This window comes from Anaerosolibacter sp. (assembly GCF_029240175.1).
In the GTDB taxonomy this organism is placed as follows: domain Bacteria; phylum Bacillota; class Clostridia; order Peptostreptococcales; family Thermotaleaceae; genus Anaerosolibacter.
Genome location: NZ_JARBTM010000009.1, coordinates 23,351 through 37,382, shown reverse-complemented (window position 1 = coordinate 37,382; position 14,032 = coordinate 23,351). Strand labels below are relative to the sequence as shown.

11 protein-coding genes and 1 other RNA gene are annotated in these 14,032 nt (G+C 34.0%); 2 read left to right on the top strand and 10 right to left on the bottom strand.

Features of this window, described 5'->3' with window-relative positions; genetic code table 11:
* The first annotated feature begins 152 nt into the window (after positions 1-152).
* Positions 153-929, top strand: coding sequence for a hypothetical protein (locus K0R93_RS08250; protein ID WP_300299861.1), 777 nt, complete (start codon positions 153-155; stop codon positions 927-929).
* A gap of 128 nt (positions 930-1,057) precedes the next feature.
* On the opposite strand, the gene K0R93_RS08245 is transcribed toward K0R93_RS08250, so the two are convergent.
* The 7 genes from K0R93_RS08245 to K0R93_RS08215 all read right to left on the bottom strand — a co-directional run bounded on the left by K0R93_RS08245 (position 1,058) and on the right by K0R93_RS08215 (position 9,888).
* Entirely contained in the window at positions 1,058-1,978 is a 921-nt protein-coding gene (locus tag K0R93_RS08245) for a DMT family transporter (protein WP_300299859.1), read from the bottom strand.
* 403 nt (positions 1,979-2,381) lie between these two features.
* Complete coding sequence (locus tag K0R93_RS08240; protein WP_300299857.1) at positions 2,382-3,200, bottom strand: 3-keto-5-aminohexanoate cleavage protein; 819 nt, start codon at positions 3,198-3,200, stop codon at positions 2,382-2,384.
* A gap of 108 nt (positions 3,201-3,308) precedes the next feature.
* Entirely contained in the window at positions 3,309-4,625 is a 1,317-nt protein-coding gene (locus K0R93_RS08235; protein WP_300299855.1) for a TRAP transporter large permease, read from the bottom strand.
* A 14-nt stretch (positions 4,626-4,639) separates the two neighbouring features.
* Positions 4,640-5,128 carry a TRAP transporter small permease gene (locus K0R93_RS08230; RefSeq protein ID WP_300299853.1) on the bottom strand — a complete coding sequence of 163 codons (489 nt, stop codon included), beginning with the start codon at positions 5,126-5,128 and terminating at the stop codon, positions 4,640-4,642.
* 195 nt (positions 5,129-5,323) lie between these two features.
* Positions 5,324-6,346 (bottom strand): TRAP transporter substrate-binding protein, encoded by a 1,023-nt coding sequence (locus K0R93_RS08225; protein ID WP_300299851.1) that lies wholly within the window; start codon positions 6,344-6,346, stop codon positions 5,324-5,326.
* A 198-nt stretch (positions 6,347-6,544) separates the two neighbouring features.
* Positions 6,545-7,921, bottom strand: a complete 1,377-nt coding sequence (locus K0R93_RS08220; RefSeq protein WP_300299849.1) for a sigma-54-dependent transcriptional regulator — start codon at positions 7,919-7,921, stop codon at positions 6,545-6,547.
* A gap of 5 nt (positions 7,922-7,926) precedes the next feature.
* A complete protein-coding gene (locus K0R93_RS08215; RefSeq protein ID WP_300299847.1) occupies positions 7,927-9,888 on the bottom strand; it encodes an ATP-binding protein in 1,962 nt (653 codons plus the stop codon).
* Positions 9,889-10,555: 667 nt separating this feature from the next.
* Between K0R93_RS08215 and K0R93_RS08210 the strand changes: the two genes are divergently transcribed.
* Positions 10,556-11,038: a hypothetical protein gene (locus K0R93_RS08210; RefSeq protein ID WP_300299845.1), complete on the top strand. Its 483-nt coding sequence runs from the start codon at positions 10,556-10,558 to the stop codon at positions 11,036-11,038.
* Positions 11,039-12,313: 1,275 nt separating this feature from the next.
* Here the strand turns inward: K0R93_RS08210 and ssrA are convergent.
* The 3 genes from ssrA to K0R93_RS08195 all read right to left on the bottom strand — a co-directional run bounded on the left by ssrA (position 12,314) and on the right by K0R93_RS08195 (position 13,975).
* Positions 12,314-12,650: a transfer-messenger RNA gene (ssrA, locus tag K0R93_RS08205) on the bottom strand.
* An 87-nt stretch (positions 12,651-12,737) separates the two neighbouring features.
* Positions 12,738-13,205 (bottom strand): SsrA-binding protein SmpB, encoded by a 468-nt coding sequence (gene smpB, locus K0R93_RS08200; RefSeq protein WP_300299843.1) that lies wholly within the window; start codon positions 13,203-13,205, stop codon positions 12,738-12,740.
* Between the two features lie 71 nt (positions 13,206-13,276).
* Complete coding sequence (locus K0R93_RS08195) at positions 13,277-13,975, bottom strand: TrkA C-terminal domain-containing protein (protein ID WP_300299841.1); 699 nt, start codon at positions 13,973-13,975, stop codon at positions 13,277-13,279.
* Positions 13,976-14,032 lie beyond the last annotated feature (57 nt).

Here is a 14,032-nt window from a genome sequence, read left to right as displayed (position 1 = left end):
TCGTATCGCTTTGTAAATGTCATATATTAACAAAGCTATTCTATCACATTATCAAGGTATCATCAAACCTTCATTAATCACATATCATCCTCGTACAGATACTGTTTAGGAATTTCCTCTTTTATCTCTATAATGTGTGGTTTCTTCGGAGGATGATCTTAAAAAAATATATATTTTCCTCATTTGGAAATAATAAGTTACATGCAAGTAATTTTTCAAAAGGAGCTAATGTAATGAATTTTTCAAAGAAAATAATTGTCTTATTAGCCGTCACAATTGGATTGGCTGGACTTGTACTTTATCAACGTAATATAATAAAGGATTTAAAGGAAATACAAAATATTTACGCAGAAAAAACAAATGATATGTTTTTATATCTTATTACAGATACTAACGCTACTATGGAAATCGCTCAGGTCTTTGAAAGTCTTGGAAACTCAAATTCTTCTGAGGAACTTTGGCAAGACTTAGAGTTAATTAAAAAAGCTGACAGGGATTTAAATAAGTGGGAACGTGAAATGATATATATTATTGCTAATGCCGATGAAAAAAACATTTCTCTAGATAGGAAAAAAAGTGTCAGTTATGACTATGTTTCTGCTACGTACATGATGACAGTTTCTACAGATAGGCAAATAGAGATTGCAAATAAAGTGTTCTCAAATAATCTTAGTAAAATTATTGTTACCTTATTATATTTTGTTGATCCACCGAGATTAACTCCAGAAACTAAATCTTTCTTTAAGCAAGCATCTAGTGAATTTGTAGCATTGAGCAAAGAGTTTGATACTCTTAAAGCACCAAATATGCCTATACACGAAAGGGACTCATCTAGAATAAAAAAAAGAACTCTTGATATAATAGAAAGCCATCTTGAACAAATAAACTCTATAGCTCAGATTTTATGGAAGACCTTAAGCCAAGAATGATTAATCCCAAATGAGAATATAAAATAATGCCATTTAAAGCCATATGCAAGCAGGATAGGTCCTCACTTATCTTACATGTAAATTACCAAAATATTAATTTAAAATTATGTATAAAAGCGAAATCTTAATTAATTTTTAAGTTTTATTGGAATTTTATTTACGTTCTTAACATTGTCCACTTCACCATTTCTGGTAGTTATAATTACCCCTATAAGAATCAATAGAGCTCCTGCAAGTGTTCTAATGCTATATGTTTCCGAGAAAACCATCATGCCCATCAAAATACTTGTTATTGGTTCAAAAGTGCTTAGTATAGATGTTTTTTGTGGTCCGATGGTCTTTAGTCCATATTGAAAAAATCCAACCGCTCCATACATTACCAGTATTGACAGCAGAAAACTTAAAATCCAGCCTTTCACAGTCATGGTATAGTCAAAATTACCCGTTGATGCTGCAAATATACCTGTTGGAATCGATGCAATGAAACATAAATAAAAAGCGAGTTTCAGGGAACTGATTTCCTTTAGTTTAGATTTATCAACAAAAATTATATAAAATGTGTAGGTTATACTTGATGCAAACGCAAGTACTACACCTTTAATATTTATGTGCTGTCCTTTTTCGTAAAAAAGCACCAATCCTATCATACACACAATGATACTGATAAGCTGACTTCTTGTGAGTTTGTCTTTAAATAATATGCTGCAGCCAAGTATTACAAAAACAGGATATCCAAAATGGAGCGTCGTTGCCATTCCAGATGGTATATATTCATAGGACATAAAAAGTAATAATACTGTTAGTCCATAGCCAAAGATTGAAATTACAAGAAGCTTCAATAACTCATCCCTCGTTAAACCCATATCTTCTTTTCTGATGTATTTAAGGTGAATGTATAAAAGTGGTAGTGCAAGGGTAAATCTGTAAAAAGAAGTGCTTATGCTATTGCCACCTTCCTCTAATATAGATTTTACAATTATTGGCATTAAACCAAAAACAACAGCAGAAATAAGCACTGCCAATACCCCTGCTTTTTTTGATGTTTTCATCATGAAAAATCTCCTTTCCTCATTCTACATCTATCCGAGGCAAGATTTAAGGCCTAAAAGCTCATCGCCGAATACTTTTGTATAAACAAGCAAACTTGAACGGTCTGGCTTACTTATAGACGCTTGCTTCGCTGGTAAATAAAGAAGAAAGTTTCATTCATCTAAAACTGTTTACTTTAGAACCAATGACTATAGATATTTATAAAACAAACAGTATCTTTTACATTCTTCTCTTATATGAAAATTCTCTAATCCATGATTATTTCCTCCTAGTTTCTTCAATCATTTTCTATATTGTTCATCTCTCTGAACTTATGATTGGTTGTCAACTGTATAATGAAATATACCTCCAAAATTAATCTTTACTTATTGCACACACCATATGACACAACATAAGTCTAGATTACTTTTGAGTTAAACCTAAAATTTCTCTAGCTTCATCTGGTGTTGCAATCTCACGCCCCATTTCTTTTGCAATGCGTGCTATTCGAGCTACTAATTGTGCATTTGACTCTGCTAATTGTCCTTTATGATAATAAATATTATCTTCAAAACCAGTTCTAACATGACCTCCCATGGCAATAGCATGAACAGCTAAAGGCAACTGGTATCTACCTATTCCTGCAACAGTCCAAATACTTCCTTTTGGTATGCTATTTACTAAAAATACTAAATCCTCAATATTTCCAGGCATAGCACCAGGAACACCAAGAACAAAATCAAAGTATAAAGGTTCTGCAACTAAGCCTTTTTTTACTAAACGTAAAACATTTTCAATCATTCCTCTTTCAAAAATTTCAAATTCAGGTTTTATGTTTCTTTTCTTCATTTCAACTGCAAAACTGTGTATATATTCCGGCGAGTTCATAAAGACACCATCTCCAAAATTACATGTACCTGCATCTAAAGTTGCTATTTCAGGATTTAATTTTAAAGGTTGCATTCTTTCTTCAAACGTATGCCAAATAGACCCACCTGTTGATGGTTCATATATAATGTTGCATTTTTCTGCAATTTTTTCAGCAATTATTCTGTTTGTTTCATAGTCTTGTGTAGGTTCACCATTTTCATCTCTTGCATGAACATGAACAATTGAAACCCCAGCTTTATAGCATTCATAAGCAGCATTAGCTATTTCATCGGGAGTTAAAGGTAAATTCGGTTGTTGTTTTCTGGTTACCTCTCCTCCAGTTAGCGCAGCAGTGATAATTAGTTTTTCCATTTCTAAACTCCCCTCAATCTTATTTTGTTATAATTAAGAATAAGTACAAAGGATTCCCTAGAATGAAAGAGGAGTAGGAATTTGTTAATCCCCACTCCGACTATCGGTCTATCTGATAAATGCAAGTGATAGCCATGGTATATAGGTGACTAAGGTCAGTCCAATTAATCCTACTATGAACAAGGGCACAATATGTACAAACATGCTTTCTATTTTTACCTTAGCAACAGCTGCACCTACAAACAAGTTGCAACCGTAAGGAGGAGTACACAAACCTATTGCTAGGTTTACAGCCATCACTACTCCAAAGTGTACAGGATCAATACCTAATGCTCGAACTGTAGGAATTAACATTGGGGCCATAACAATAATGGCTGGTACCGTATCTAGGAATAAACCTATAGCTAATAGTATTAAATTAACAAACAACAATACAATTAAAGGATTGGTCGATACATTTGTCAAAAATTCTGTAATCATCTGTGGAACTCTTTCATATGTCATAAACGTAGAAAACACTGTAGAATACCCCAATAAAAATGAGGTTATTCCATTTAATACTGCTGTATCCAAAAATACGTTTTTTAACCCTTCCCATGTTAAATCTTTATATACATATAAACTTATTATAATCGAGTATACAACAGATATACAGGCTGCTTCAGTAGGAGTAAAGACACCTGAATAAATACCACCTAAAATGATAACTGGAGATAATAACGCCCAAAAACCCTCTTTTATACTTTTAGCAATTTGTGAAAATCTATATTTCATTGCTTCGCCAATAGGTACTTTTTCATCTGCTTCATTACCTCTTTTTTGTTTCAAATCAACTCCTTTTATAGTACAGATTACAATGTTTGCGACTAGAAACAAAAGGCCTAATAGTATTCCGGGCAATACCCCTGCCAAGAATAATTGCGAAATTGATACACCCGTTGAAGCCCCATATAATACAAAGGATAAACTAGGAGGAATGATTGGTCCCACAATACCTCCAAAGCAAACTATCGTAGCTGCATAAGCCGGATCATAGCCCTTCCTTTTCATCTCTGGAATCATCATCCCACCAATTGCTGATGTTGTCGCCATTCCAGATCCTGATAAAGCACCAAAGAACATACATGCAATGATTGTTACACAACCAATGGCACCATTTACAAAGCTTATTAATGCAGATGCAAAATTAACAATTCTTCTGGCAATTCCACCTGTTGACATTATAAGACCCGCTAGCATAAAAAAAGGTATAGCCATTACAGTAAATGAAAATATTCCGCTATAGGAATACTGAGCGTTGATAGCCATGTTCAAGTCTGAATAAGCAACCATTGATAACATAGTAGCCCCACCTATTGCAAATCCAACAGGTACTCCTATCAACAACATCACAAACAATGCAATAAATAATGCAGGTACTGCCATTATAGCTCCCCTCCTTATGTAATTACTTCATTCTTAAGAATACATTTGACTGCCTCTAAAAAGAATGCAACTGCCCTGATGATAAAGATTCCGCATCCAAGGACAAGAGACAAATATCCCCATGCTGTACTGATTTTAATTCCTGCATAAGGTACATTCACTTGTATGTTGATCATTATAACTCCGTAATACAGTGTAATGCCACAAATAACAATTAAGATCAATTCTGTTATTGCTTCTGCTAATTTCTTTAACTTATATGGTAATTTATCAACCAGCAGTGTAATTTTTATATGTTCTTTTCTTCTGTGACCTATACTTATTCCCAGCCATGAAAGCCACACAAATAAAAATTTGCCTAGTTCTTCTGACCAAGATAATGAATTGTTGAAGACGTATCTCATAATGACTTGAAAAAAAATTATACCCACCATAGCCATAAACATAGCTATCAGGACAGTATCTTCAATTTTATTCAAAGCTGTAAAAACTCTATTTTTCATGTTATATCATTACCCCCAGTAAAAGAGTAATGCCCTGACCTCCTTTCATATTACCTTATAAATCATCTGACTTCTTTTAATGACTCATTAGCCAAGTGTATTTTTCTCCTGAACATCTAGGATTTTACATAATAAATATAAGAGGCAACTAATTGCCTCAATATATCTATATTAGTCTTTTCGTAATTGTTTTCATTAAGGGCGTGTATTCAACCATTTCTCCATCATTTCATCTCCAACAATTTTACGTTGATAGTCATATACTGGCTGGACAGCTTCTTCAAATGCCTTTATTTCATCATCAGTTAATTCATAAACCTCTGCACCTTCATTTTTAAATCGCTCTATGTAGCTTTGCTCTTTAGCAAATTCCTCTGCCCTTTGTTTCTTGGCAACTTCTTTAACGCCTGCTTCTAATACTTCTCTATCCTCTGGGTCTAAAGCTTCAATCCATTCTCTTGAACAGATAATTGGGAATGGCGAACTAGCATGATTTGTTAATGTTACATATGGGGCAATTTCATGTAGATTAAAATCATTAAATACACCTAAAGAGTGATCTAGTGCATTAATCTGTCCTTGAGACAATGAAGTCACAACTTCTCCCCAAGCCATAGGTGTTGGATTAGCTCCCATGGCCTCCCAAATTTCAATATTTAAGTCATTTTGTGCAATACGAACTTTCTGTCCTTTTAATTCATCCTTAGTTCTATAAATCTTATCTCTACTGATAACTTGTCTCATTCCGTTATAGTACATATCTATGCAATAGTACCCAGAATCTTTTAGAGTTTCATTGAACAACTCTAGCCCACCATTTTCAAAAGTACCCTTTTCCCAGGCTCCGAACGAAGGATATAAATAAGGTAAATCGATACAAGTTGAATTAGGACCTGATGCAGATGTAATTACTGATGATAAGTCAAACATCATTGTAACAGTTCCAATTTTAATACCTGATACTAAATCTGGTGTATCTCCCAATTGTCCATCCGAATAAACCTCTACTTTGAACCTACCAGGTGCTTCTTTTTCTAAATACTCTCCTAAAGCTTCACTCCATTTATGAGTCGATCTTTGTGACGAGTCAGTATGTCCAATTTTGATAACAATTGGTCCATCTTCTGATACAGTTGCTTTATTACTTGAGCAACCTGCGACAAAACCCATTACCAACACTAATGTTAATACAATAGCCAATACTTTCCCTTTTTTCATGTTTTTCAATCCTTTCTCATAATTTTTAACATCGATGATGTCATTATTCTATAAGAGCAATTATCATGCCAATTATTTAAAATCAATTAATAACCTTTAAACTTAGGGTAATGCTTATTTTAGGATAATCAATAGTAATATAAAAATAAAAAGCGTGAATTTTTCTTCACACTTTCATATTCAATACTGAAAATTTGTTCACACTTTTTCCAACCCTATCTTATACTGATTGATTTTATTCCATAACTGCCTCGTGCTTATTTCTAATTCATATGCTGTTTTTGCAACATTCCCGTTATTGTTCTTTAGAGCTTCTGATATAAAAATCTTTTCAAAATTAGAACGAGCCTTCTTTAATGTCTTTTCACAATTATTATTTATCAACTTTTTCTTATCAACGCAACCTATTGGCATTAATATTTCATTGACTGTAACAACACCATCTTTACTTAATGCAATCATTCTTTCAGTTATATTCTTGAGTTCTCTTATATTTCCCGGATAATCATATCCCAACAAAAAATCCATTACCTCGTCATCAACTTTCTTGATTTTTTTCTTTTGATCCTTTTGAATTTTTTTGATGAAAAAATTAATAAGTGCTGGCAAATCTTCTCTTCTTTTTCTCAGTGGTGGTATATACAACGTTAGTGTATTTATTCTGTAAAGCAAATCCTCTCTAAAATCTCCTTCAATTATTTGCTTTGAAAGATCTTTATTCGTCGCTGAAATAAATCTCACATCTAAATCAATTAACTTATTACTGCCTAGTCTTTCTATTTTCCTGCTTTCTATAGCTCTAAGTAATTTCCCTTGTGTTGCCATGGGCAAATCCCCAATTTCATCCAAGAATAAGGTCCCAAGGTTGGCTTGTTCAAACTTTCCGATTCTAGTATCAATGGCTCCTGTAAATGAACCTTTTTCATGGCCAAACAACTCCGATTCTATGACTCCTTCAGGAAAAACCTGGCAGTTAACAGGAACAAACGGTTCTTGCCTTCTTTTACTTAATCGGTGAATATAATTAGCAATGACTTCCTTACCTACTCCAGATTCTCCTAATAACAAAATGTTAATACCTGTATCGGCGGCTCTTTTACACATCTCCAGAAGCTTCAAATGTTCCTCATTCCAAGACTCAATGAATAATTCAGTTTCATTTTGATTCTTGAGTAGAAACAAACTCTTCCGCTCCAGTCTATATATTTTAGCTAACCGGTCAACTTTCATAACTAATTCATCCATGTCACCGCTCTTAACAAAATAGTCTATCGCACCATACTTTATTGAATCAACTGCACTTTCGATGCTGCCAAAAGCTGTCATAACAATTACATCAACATCATCATATTTTTCTTTTATCCTCTTTATCAGCTCAACACCATCCATAACAGGCATTTTCAAATCAGTAAGTACAAGATCTACTATATTGTTCTCAATATGCTCAAGAGCTTCATTCCCATTGGAGCAACTAGCTATATCATATCCAACATCTGAAAGTATTAAAGACAGAACCTTTTGATACTCAATTTCATCATCTACAATCAGTATTTTGTATCCTTTATTTTCAGCCATTTACATCACCCCTTTATTGGTAAAACTATATCAAACCCTGTGCCTTCTCCAAGATTACTTTCTACCGATATTCTTCCATCATTATTAGATATTTCCGTACTGATGATATAGAGACCCAAGCCTGTTCCATTTTCTTTGGTAGAATAAAAAGGATCGAATATGTTTTCAAGCTTTTCCTTTTCTATACCACAGCCGTTATCTATAACCTTTATATTTAAATAATCCTCTTCAATTTTGATCGCTACGTGAATTTTCTTTTCCTCCCTATCAACGCCTTCAAGCGAATCAATACTATTATTTATTAGATTAAGCAATACCATTTTTAGTACATCTTCATTTATCAAAACTTGCTTCAAATGGTTGCCTGTTACATTGCTGATAATTTTTATTCCATTTTGTTTAATATTCTTTTCTTCCAAATCCAATATCAAGCTCAATACGCTTTCAATATCCACTGATTTAATTTCATCATTCGAAAGCTTTGAAAATCTCAACAAATTTTCAATAAGCTTGTTAATTCTTGCTACTGAGTCATTTATAACCAATATAGCATGATCACAAATTTCATTAATACAATGCTTTTCAATAATATAACTGTAGCTTTTTATTAATCCTAATGGATTTCTTATTTCATGAGCAAGTCCAGCTGATAGCTGACCAACAGCTATCATTTTAGATTCCTGTCTAGCCCTCTTTTCATTAAAATACTTTTCTGTATAGTTTTCAATTATAATCATACTCTTATTGCTCGCAATTTTCTGACTGGTTACATAATAATATGCGTTTCCCACATTTAGTACTTTATTCATATTATCTTTGTCAACAAAAGGCTCTAATGCCTTAAAATAGTTGTAGTTAACTCCTATTAAATCTTCTCTAGGGATATTGGTTATGCCAGTGACTGCATCATTACATTCCACAATTATAGCATCGCTTTCTATAACCATAATACCACTTTGCATTGTATCAATAATAAGACGTAATTCCTCTTTACTTTCAGATAGTTCCCTGGTCTTGGTGTTAACTCTTTGCGTAATAACATAATTCCAGCTAGAGAAGATACCAATAATAAATATTATAGCGATTACTACTTTATAAGCTAACTCAATATGTCTTAAGTCAATACTATCCGTATTAAATTCACCAAGCCATTTATATTGAGTCTGGGCTATCAAGTTTTTTTTCTTTAATTCTAATATCCCCTTGTTCAATACATTAAGTAAATCGCTATTTTCTTTTTGGACAGCTAAACACACCTCTTTCTCATAAAGAGTCAGTTCTAAAAACCTGAAACTTGTCCCTCTGTTGGTCACATTAAGAAAATGTGCAGCTTCCATATCATCGCCTACAAATCCGACTACAATATCATTATTTATTAAAGCAAAACATTGATAGATATTGTCTACTTCAATGATTTCAACGTTACTTCTATGTTCAAAGTATTTGTTTATACGGCCATCTGCATTGTCTCTCTCCAATGCCACTAAAGCCATATCCTTTAAATCCTCGACATTTTCTATGTTTGAGTTGTTCTTAACTAGTATTTTCACCTTAACAACACATAAAGGCTCACTTATGCCAAACTCTATTTTACTCTCATCTGTATTTTCCATAACCATGACGTCCACTTCGTCACTTTTCATTGCATTGATTAGGTAGTCCTCTGATCCTACTTTTAAATGAATATTACTCCTTAATTCAATTTCCAACTGGGATAAATAGTCCACCATAATCCCAGTATTATAATTGTTAAATTCATTAATAAATGCCAATGGTGGATCATTATAAACCCCTACAAGGAGATGTTTTTCCTTTAGCAGCTCTTTTTCTTTTTCTGTTAATACAGTATTATATTTAAAATATTCACGCATCCCCATATTATATCTTATATTTAAGTCTAACTTCCTTATCCCGATGGAACCAATAATTAACAGTATAATTAGGATTATTATCTTTCCCTTTTTCATAAAACCTCCATTATTGGTTTAACCATAAGCTCTATATATGACTTGCTTGTATAGTTTATTTCCTAAATTATTATGGTAGTCAATTGATACTGTACTATTAATACAAGATTCTACACCTTCTTAAATTCACCTTTGTCTAAAAGCGTCTACTTTTGTCAGCATGAATAATATATTAGAAATTAATACAAATGTATAAGTCTGTTAGTGCTAGTGTTCTTAATGGAACAAAACTTCTAATACTTTTAAAAACATAATAAAAATGCTGCTCTCAATACCACAATGAGAACAGCATTTTTATCTTTGTTCTAAAACTAATAACCACCATAGTTATTCTTACAATATTGGTGGAGGCGAACCATACCGTTTCGTATGTACAACTCCAATAAATGAATACAGACATCATAAAAGTTGATATGCTTACGTTACTAATAATGAACTGGATGAATCTCTTACAAAAATATCTGGAAAATCCACTAAAGAATAAAACGTTATGGCATAGTCCCATATCTCTCGTTGTGGTACTAAACTAGTACTTTTGAATCAGCGAACCCCTTTATGTATGACTGTGTAAATAGTTTGAAATTTGCTCTAATTAGTTTTATAATTAGAGTGTCATAGTTGTATAATGTTGGAAATAAGGATCATATAATTTAACGAGGTGAGTCTAATGAGCGAAAACAAGGTCAGCGTGGTAACTTATACAAAAGATCAACATACTATTGTAAAAGATGGTGTAAACGCTATCAGCGAAATTTTGAATGGCACAAATACTTCAGATAAAAGAAGTTTATTACTATGCTTAGATAAATATTTAGACCCTTACTATGGATACAATTTACCATATTTTGATGATATAATCTTTCTTCTACAAAAACAGCTATTTTTAAACGATGATACCGAAGTTAAAGAAGATATTTTACAGTTACTATCCGATTACTCAAAGGGTTCATTGAGTTATTTGGCAGATAACATAGAAGAAATGGAACCTGAACTACTTGCTGATGCATTATATGCTTTAGCTAATACCTATAATTGTGGATATGTACCTATTTTTATCAGATATGAAAATCATCATAATCCTGCTGTGCGAAATGTCGCTCAAGAGGCTTTGCAAGAGTTATCAAAATCAAATATTAATCTGCATGAGTAATGGCCAAAGGTAACTCGCATTCTTCTTAGACTGTGAAACTATATGAATATTTACTGAGACTCCCACCGAAAATCTTATTATATCACCATCATTCTTACACATTACCATATAAACCTAGGGACGATTCATAATAGAAAATCCAAGAATCGTCCCTTTTCATATGATATACTCATATCAAAAATGTATATATCTTTACCTTCGTTTTTCAAAATACTTTTTTATGAATATAGATTTTCTTGAGGCACCTAATCAAATTAGTATTTATGCCATTTTGATTGTATTAAGGAGAATTGATAGATGCCTAGATGATATTAGTGCAGAGTATTATTACCTAGGAAACTTGACTTAACTGCTAACAATCAATTAATATCATAAATGGATGTGAAAATATTAAAAATATCCATATACGAATGCGAAATATCAAGTTTATTATAGATAGATTTGTCCATAACATGTAGGTATAATATCAGTCAAACAACAAAGCCTCTTTCAGTTCTTCACTAAGCCCTTTCGAAAGCTTCCTAAGATCATATATGATAATTGTCAAGTCTCCTATATATTCGTTTAACTTTGGCATTTCTGCTTTGTATACCTCGTTTACCTTATGTTGCCTGATTAGTTTCATAAAAGCATTTATATTACAAGGGGACGGTCCTTGCTTGCCCACTGATCAAACTTGAATATCACTACCTCTATTGCTTTTTAATATTTATATTTTGGTTATGATACGGTCTAGACCGTATCATAGCCCAAATACACTCACCCCAGCATATAGCCTTATTTTCCTTACTTCATATCAGTTAATAACTATGAAAACAAATATACAAATCCTCTTATATCTCTGCATTTCCAATGCTCCCATCAAAAAACCGCAGTCATTTATGGTACGGTTCATCTAGCATAATGCTAATTTAAAGTAATATAAAAACCACGACATTTCTGTCGTGGTTTTAAATGGTGGAGGCGAGGGGACACATCATTCCATCGTTTCCAATGGTGCTGACTATATCTTGAACTTCTTTTGAAGTCCTCTGGCGTATTATGAAAGTTTTAAGGTAAGGGGACACATCCCTCAAGGATGCATTCCTCTTCTGTCTAGGGAAATGTCCCCAAACATAACTTTCATCCTAGTACATCCCTGTGGGATGCCTATGAGTCGATACAGAGCTGTTGGATTACTCCACATACTCCTCGGCATTGCCGTCGTCTTTACGTTACGGTTTCACCGATCAAGCCAGATTTTCACTTGCAGCTCACGCCACAAGGCGACTCTTTTGAATCGAACCCCTGTCCGAAAGCACTTTGCCAACAGCTTCTCCGAGTGCAGTCATTGTTTTAAGATCTCGTCTCCAGCAGCGCCCAATGACAGGCTTTGCCATCAACCAGTCCCAATTGTTCCACCTTTAGGTCGAGACACCCCCTCGGTAGTTCCCTACTAGTCGACGCCCTGACCCTAAACCGTAGGCAGTCTAGGCAGGACGAGCAGCTATATTAAGCTGCTAAAACGTAATTATCGTTTGCGTTTATCTTTAATTCCCCAGTTTTTTAAGGCGGACCCCAAGGAAAAACCTCCACTCGCTACTCCTGACTCCACACCCCCGTCGAAACCTGTACGCCCCCATGATATATATGTCAAAGCAGATAAAACTGCCTTGCAATCATAGTAGATGAATAATTTCAACACGTTGAAGTCACTGCTTTAATATGACTTTTGTCTTTCTTTTAGCTCCTGCTGAATACGTCGGTTTGCTTCTTTCTTCGCGATATCATCTCGCTTGTCATAAAGCTTTTTCCCTTTTGCAACACCAATCTGTAGTTTAACAAGACCTCTTTGATTGATATATAGCTTTGTCGGTATCAAGGTATATCCCTGCTGGGTGATATAGCCTAGGAGTTTTGCTATTTCTTTTTTATGCATCAACAGTTTTCTCTTTCTGACAGGATCAACATTGAATATGTTTCCCTTTTCATAAGGACTGATGTGCATATTGTAGATGAAAATCTCTCCATTGTTAACTTCAGCATAGCTGTCTTTTAAATTGATTTTACCCATGCGGATTGATTTTACTTCTGTACCAGTCAGTACAATCCCTGCCTCATAGGTTTCCTCAATAAAATAATCATGATATGCTTTTTTATTATTGGCTATTGCTTTTCCTTCACCCATACGAACACCCACTTCAAAACGTAATCTCAATTAAGGTCTGATAAATATCTTACCACAGAATACCCATCCTGTCAAATGGCATATTCTTCATTGCTCTTTTCCATGACCAGTTCCTTTATACTATATAGTTTACCATACACAACAACTTTATCCCCATGCTGAAAGACAAATTTGCTGCTGGGGAAATGGACCATGTGGGAACCCCTATCCACATTCAATACTTGTATGTAGGTTTGCTTCAACCCCGATGCTTCTAAGGAGACACCGATCAGGCGATTCCTCTCTCCAATAACGAATTCTGCCACCCCATATTCATCATTGAGCTTTAAAACTTCCTCAACGGTTTTATATTTCTTGTTTCGTTTCATTTGCTTTTCAAGTCTCTTTTCAATAAATCGCTCTATTTTTAAGAGCAGCCATTTGTTCTTGGCAAGCCATAATATGATGAAAACCAATGCCAAGCTACCCATGGTAATATAAAGAACCTTTTCGCCCGAAGTAATCAGCGTAATAATATTGATGATTAAACCAATCATCGTCGCTGTACCCACATAACTGATCAGCATAAGGGCCTGGGCAATCCTCCGTCTTGAAGAATGCTGGGTGATCAGCTCTGATTCTCGGGTTGTAAAGCCTGTATTGGTGATGATGGAGATCACTTGAAATCGTGCTTTCTCCATATCCAGCCCCGTAAGCTTCAAAGCAATGGCCAAGACTTCTACGATCAGCAGCAGTATCATAATCAACAAAACACCATAGACAATACCCATGCACAATATCCTCCTTGTACTGGTTATAGTCTATATATACGCAAGATGAATTTATTT

Coding starts and splice junctions, on each gene's coding strand:
- K0R93_RS08250 (WP_300299861.1), top strand. CDS start 153: ATGATCTTAAAAAAATATATATTTTCCTCATTTGGAAATAATAAGTTA.
- K0R93_RS08245 (WP_300299859.1), bottom strand. CDS start 1,978: ATGAAAACATCAAAAAAAGCAGGGGTATTGGCAGTGCTTATTTCTGCT.
- K0R93_RS08240 (WP_300299857.1), bottom strand. CDS start 3,200: ATGGAAAAACTAATTATCACTGCTGCGCTAACTGGAGGAGAGGTAACC.
- K0R93_RS08235 (WP_300299855.1), bottom strand. CDS start 4,625: ATGGCAGTACCTGCATTATTTATTGCATTGTTTGTGATGTTGTTGATA.
- K0R93_RS08230 (WP_300299853.1), bottom strand. CDS start 5,128: ATGAAAAATAGAGTTTTTACAGCTTTGAATAAAATTGAAGATACTGTC.
- K0R93_RS08225 (WP_300299851.1), bottom strand. CDS start 6,346: ATGAAAAAAGGGAAAGTATTGGCTATTGTATTAACATTAGTGTTGGTA.
- K0R93_RS08220 (WP_300299849.1), bottom strand. CDS start 7,921: ATGGCTGAAAATAAAGGATACAAAATACTGATTGTAGATGATGAAATT.
- K0R93_RS08215 (WP_300299847.1), bottom strand. CDS start 9,888: ATGAAAAAGGGAAAGATAATAATCCTAATTATACTGTTAATTATTGGT.
- K0R93_RS08210 (WP_300299845.1), top strand. CDS start 10,556: ATGAGCGAAAACAAGGTCAGCGTGGTAACTTATACAAAAGATCAACAT.
- smpB (WP_300299843.1), bottom strand. CDS start 13,205: ATGGGTGAAGGAAAAGCAATAGCCAATAATAAAAAAGCATATCATGAT.
- K0R93_RS08195 (WP_300299841.1), bottom strand. CDS start 13,975: ATGGGTATTGTCTATGGTGTTTTGTTGATTATGATACTGCTGCTGATC.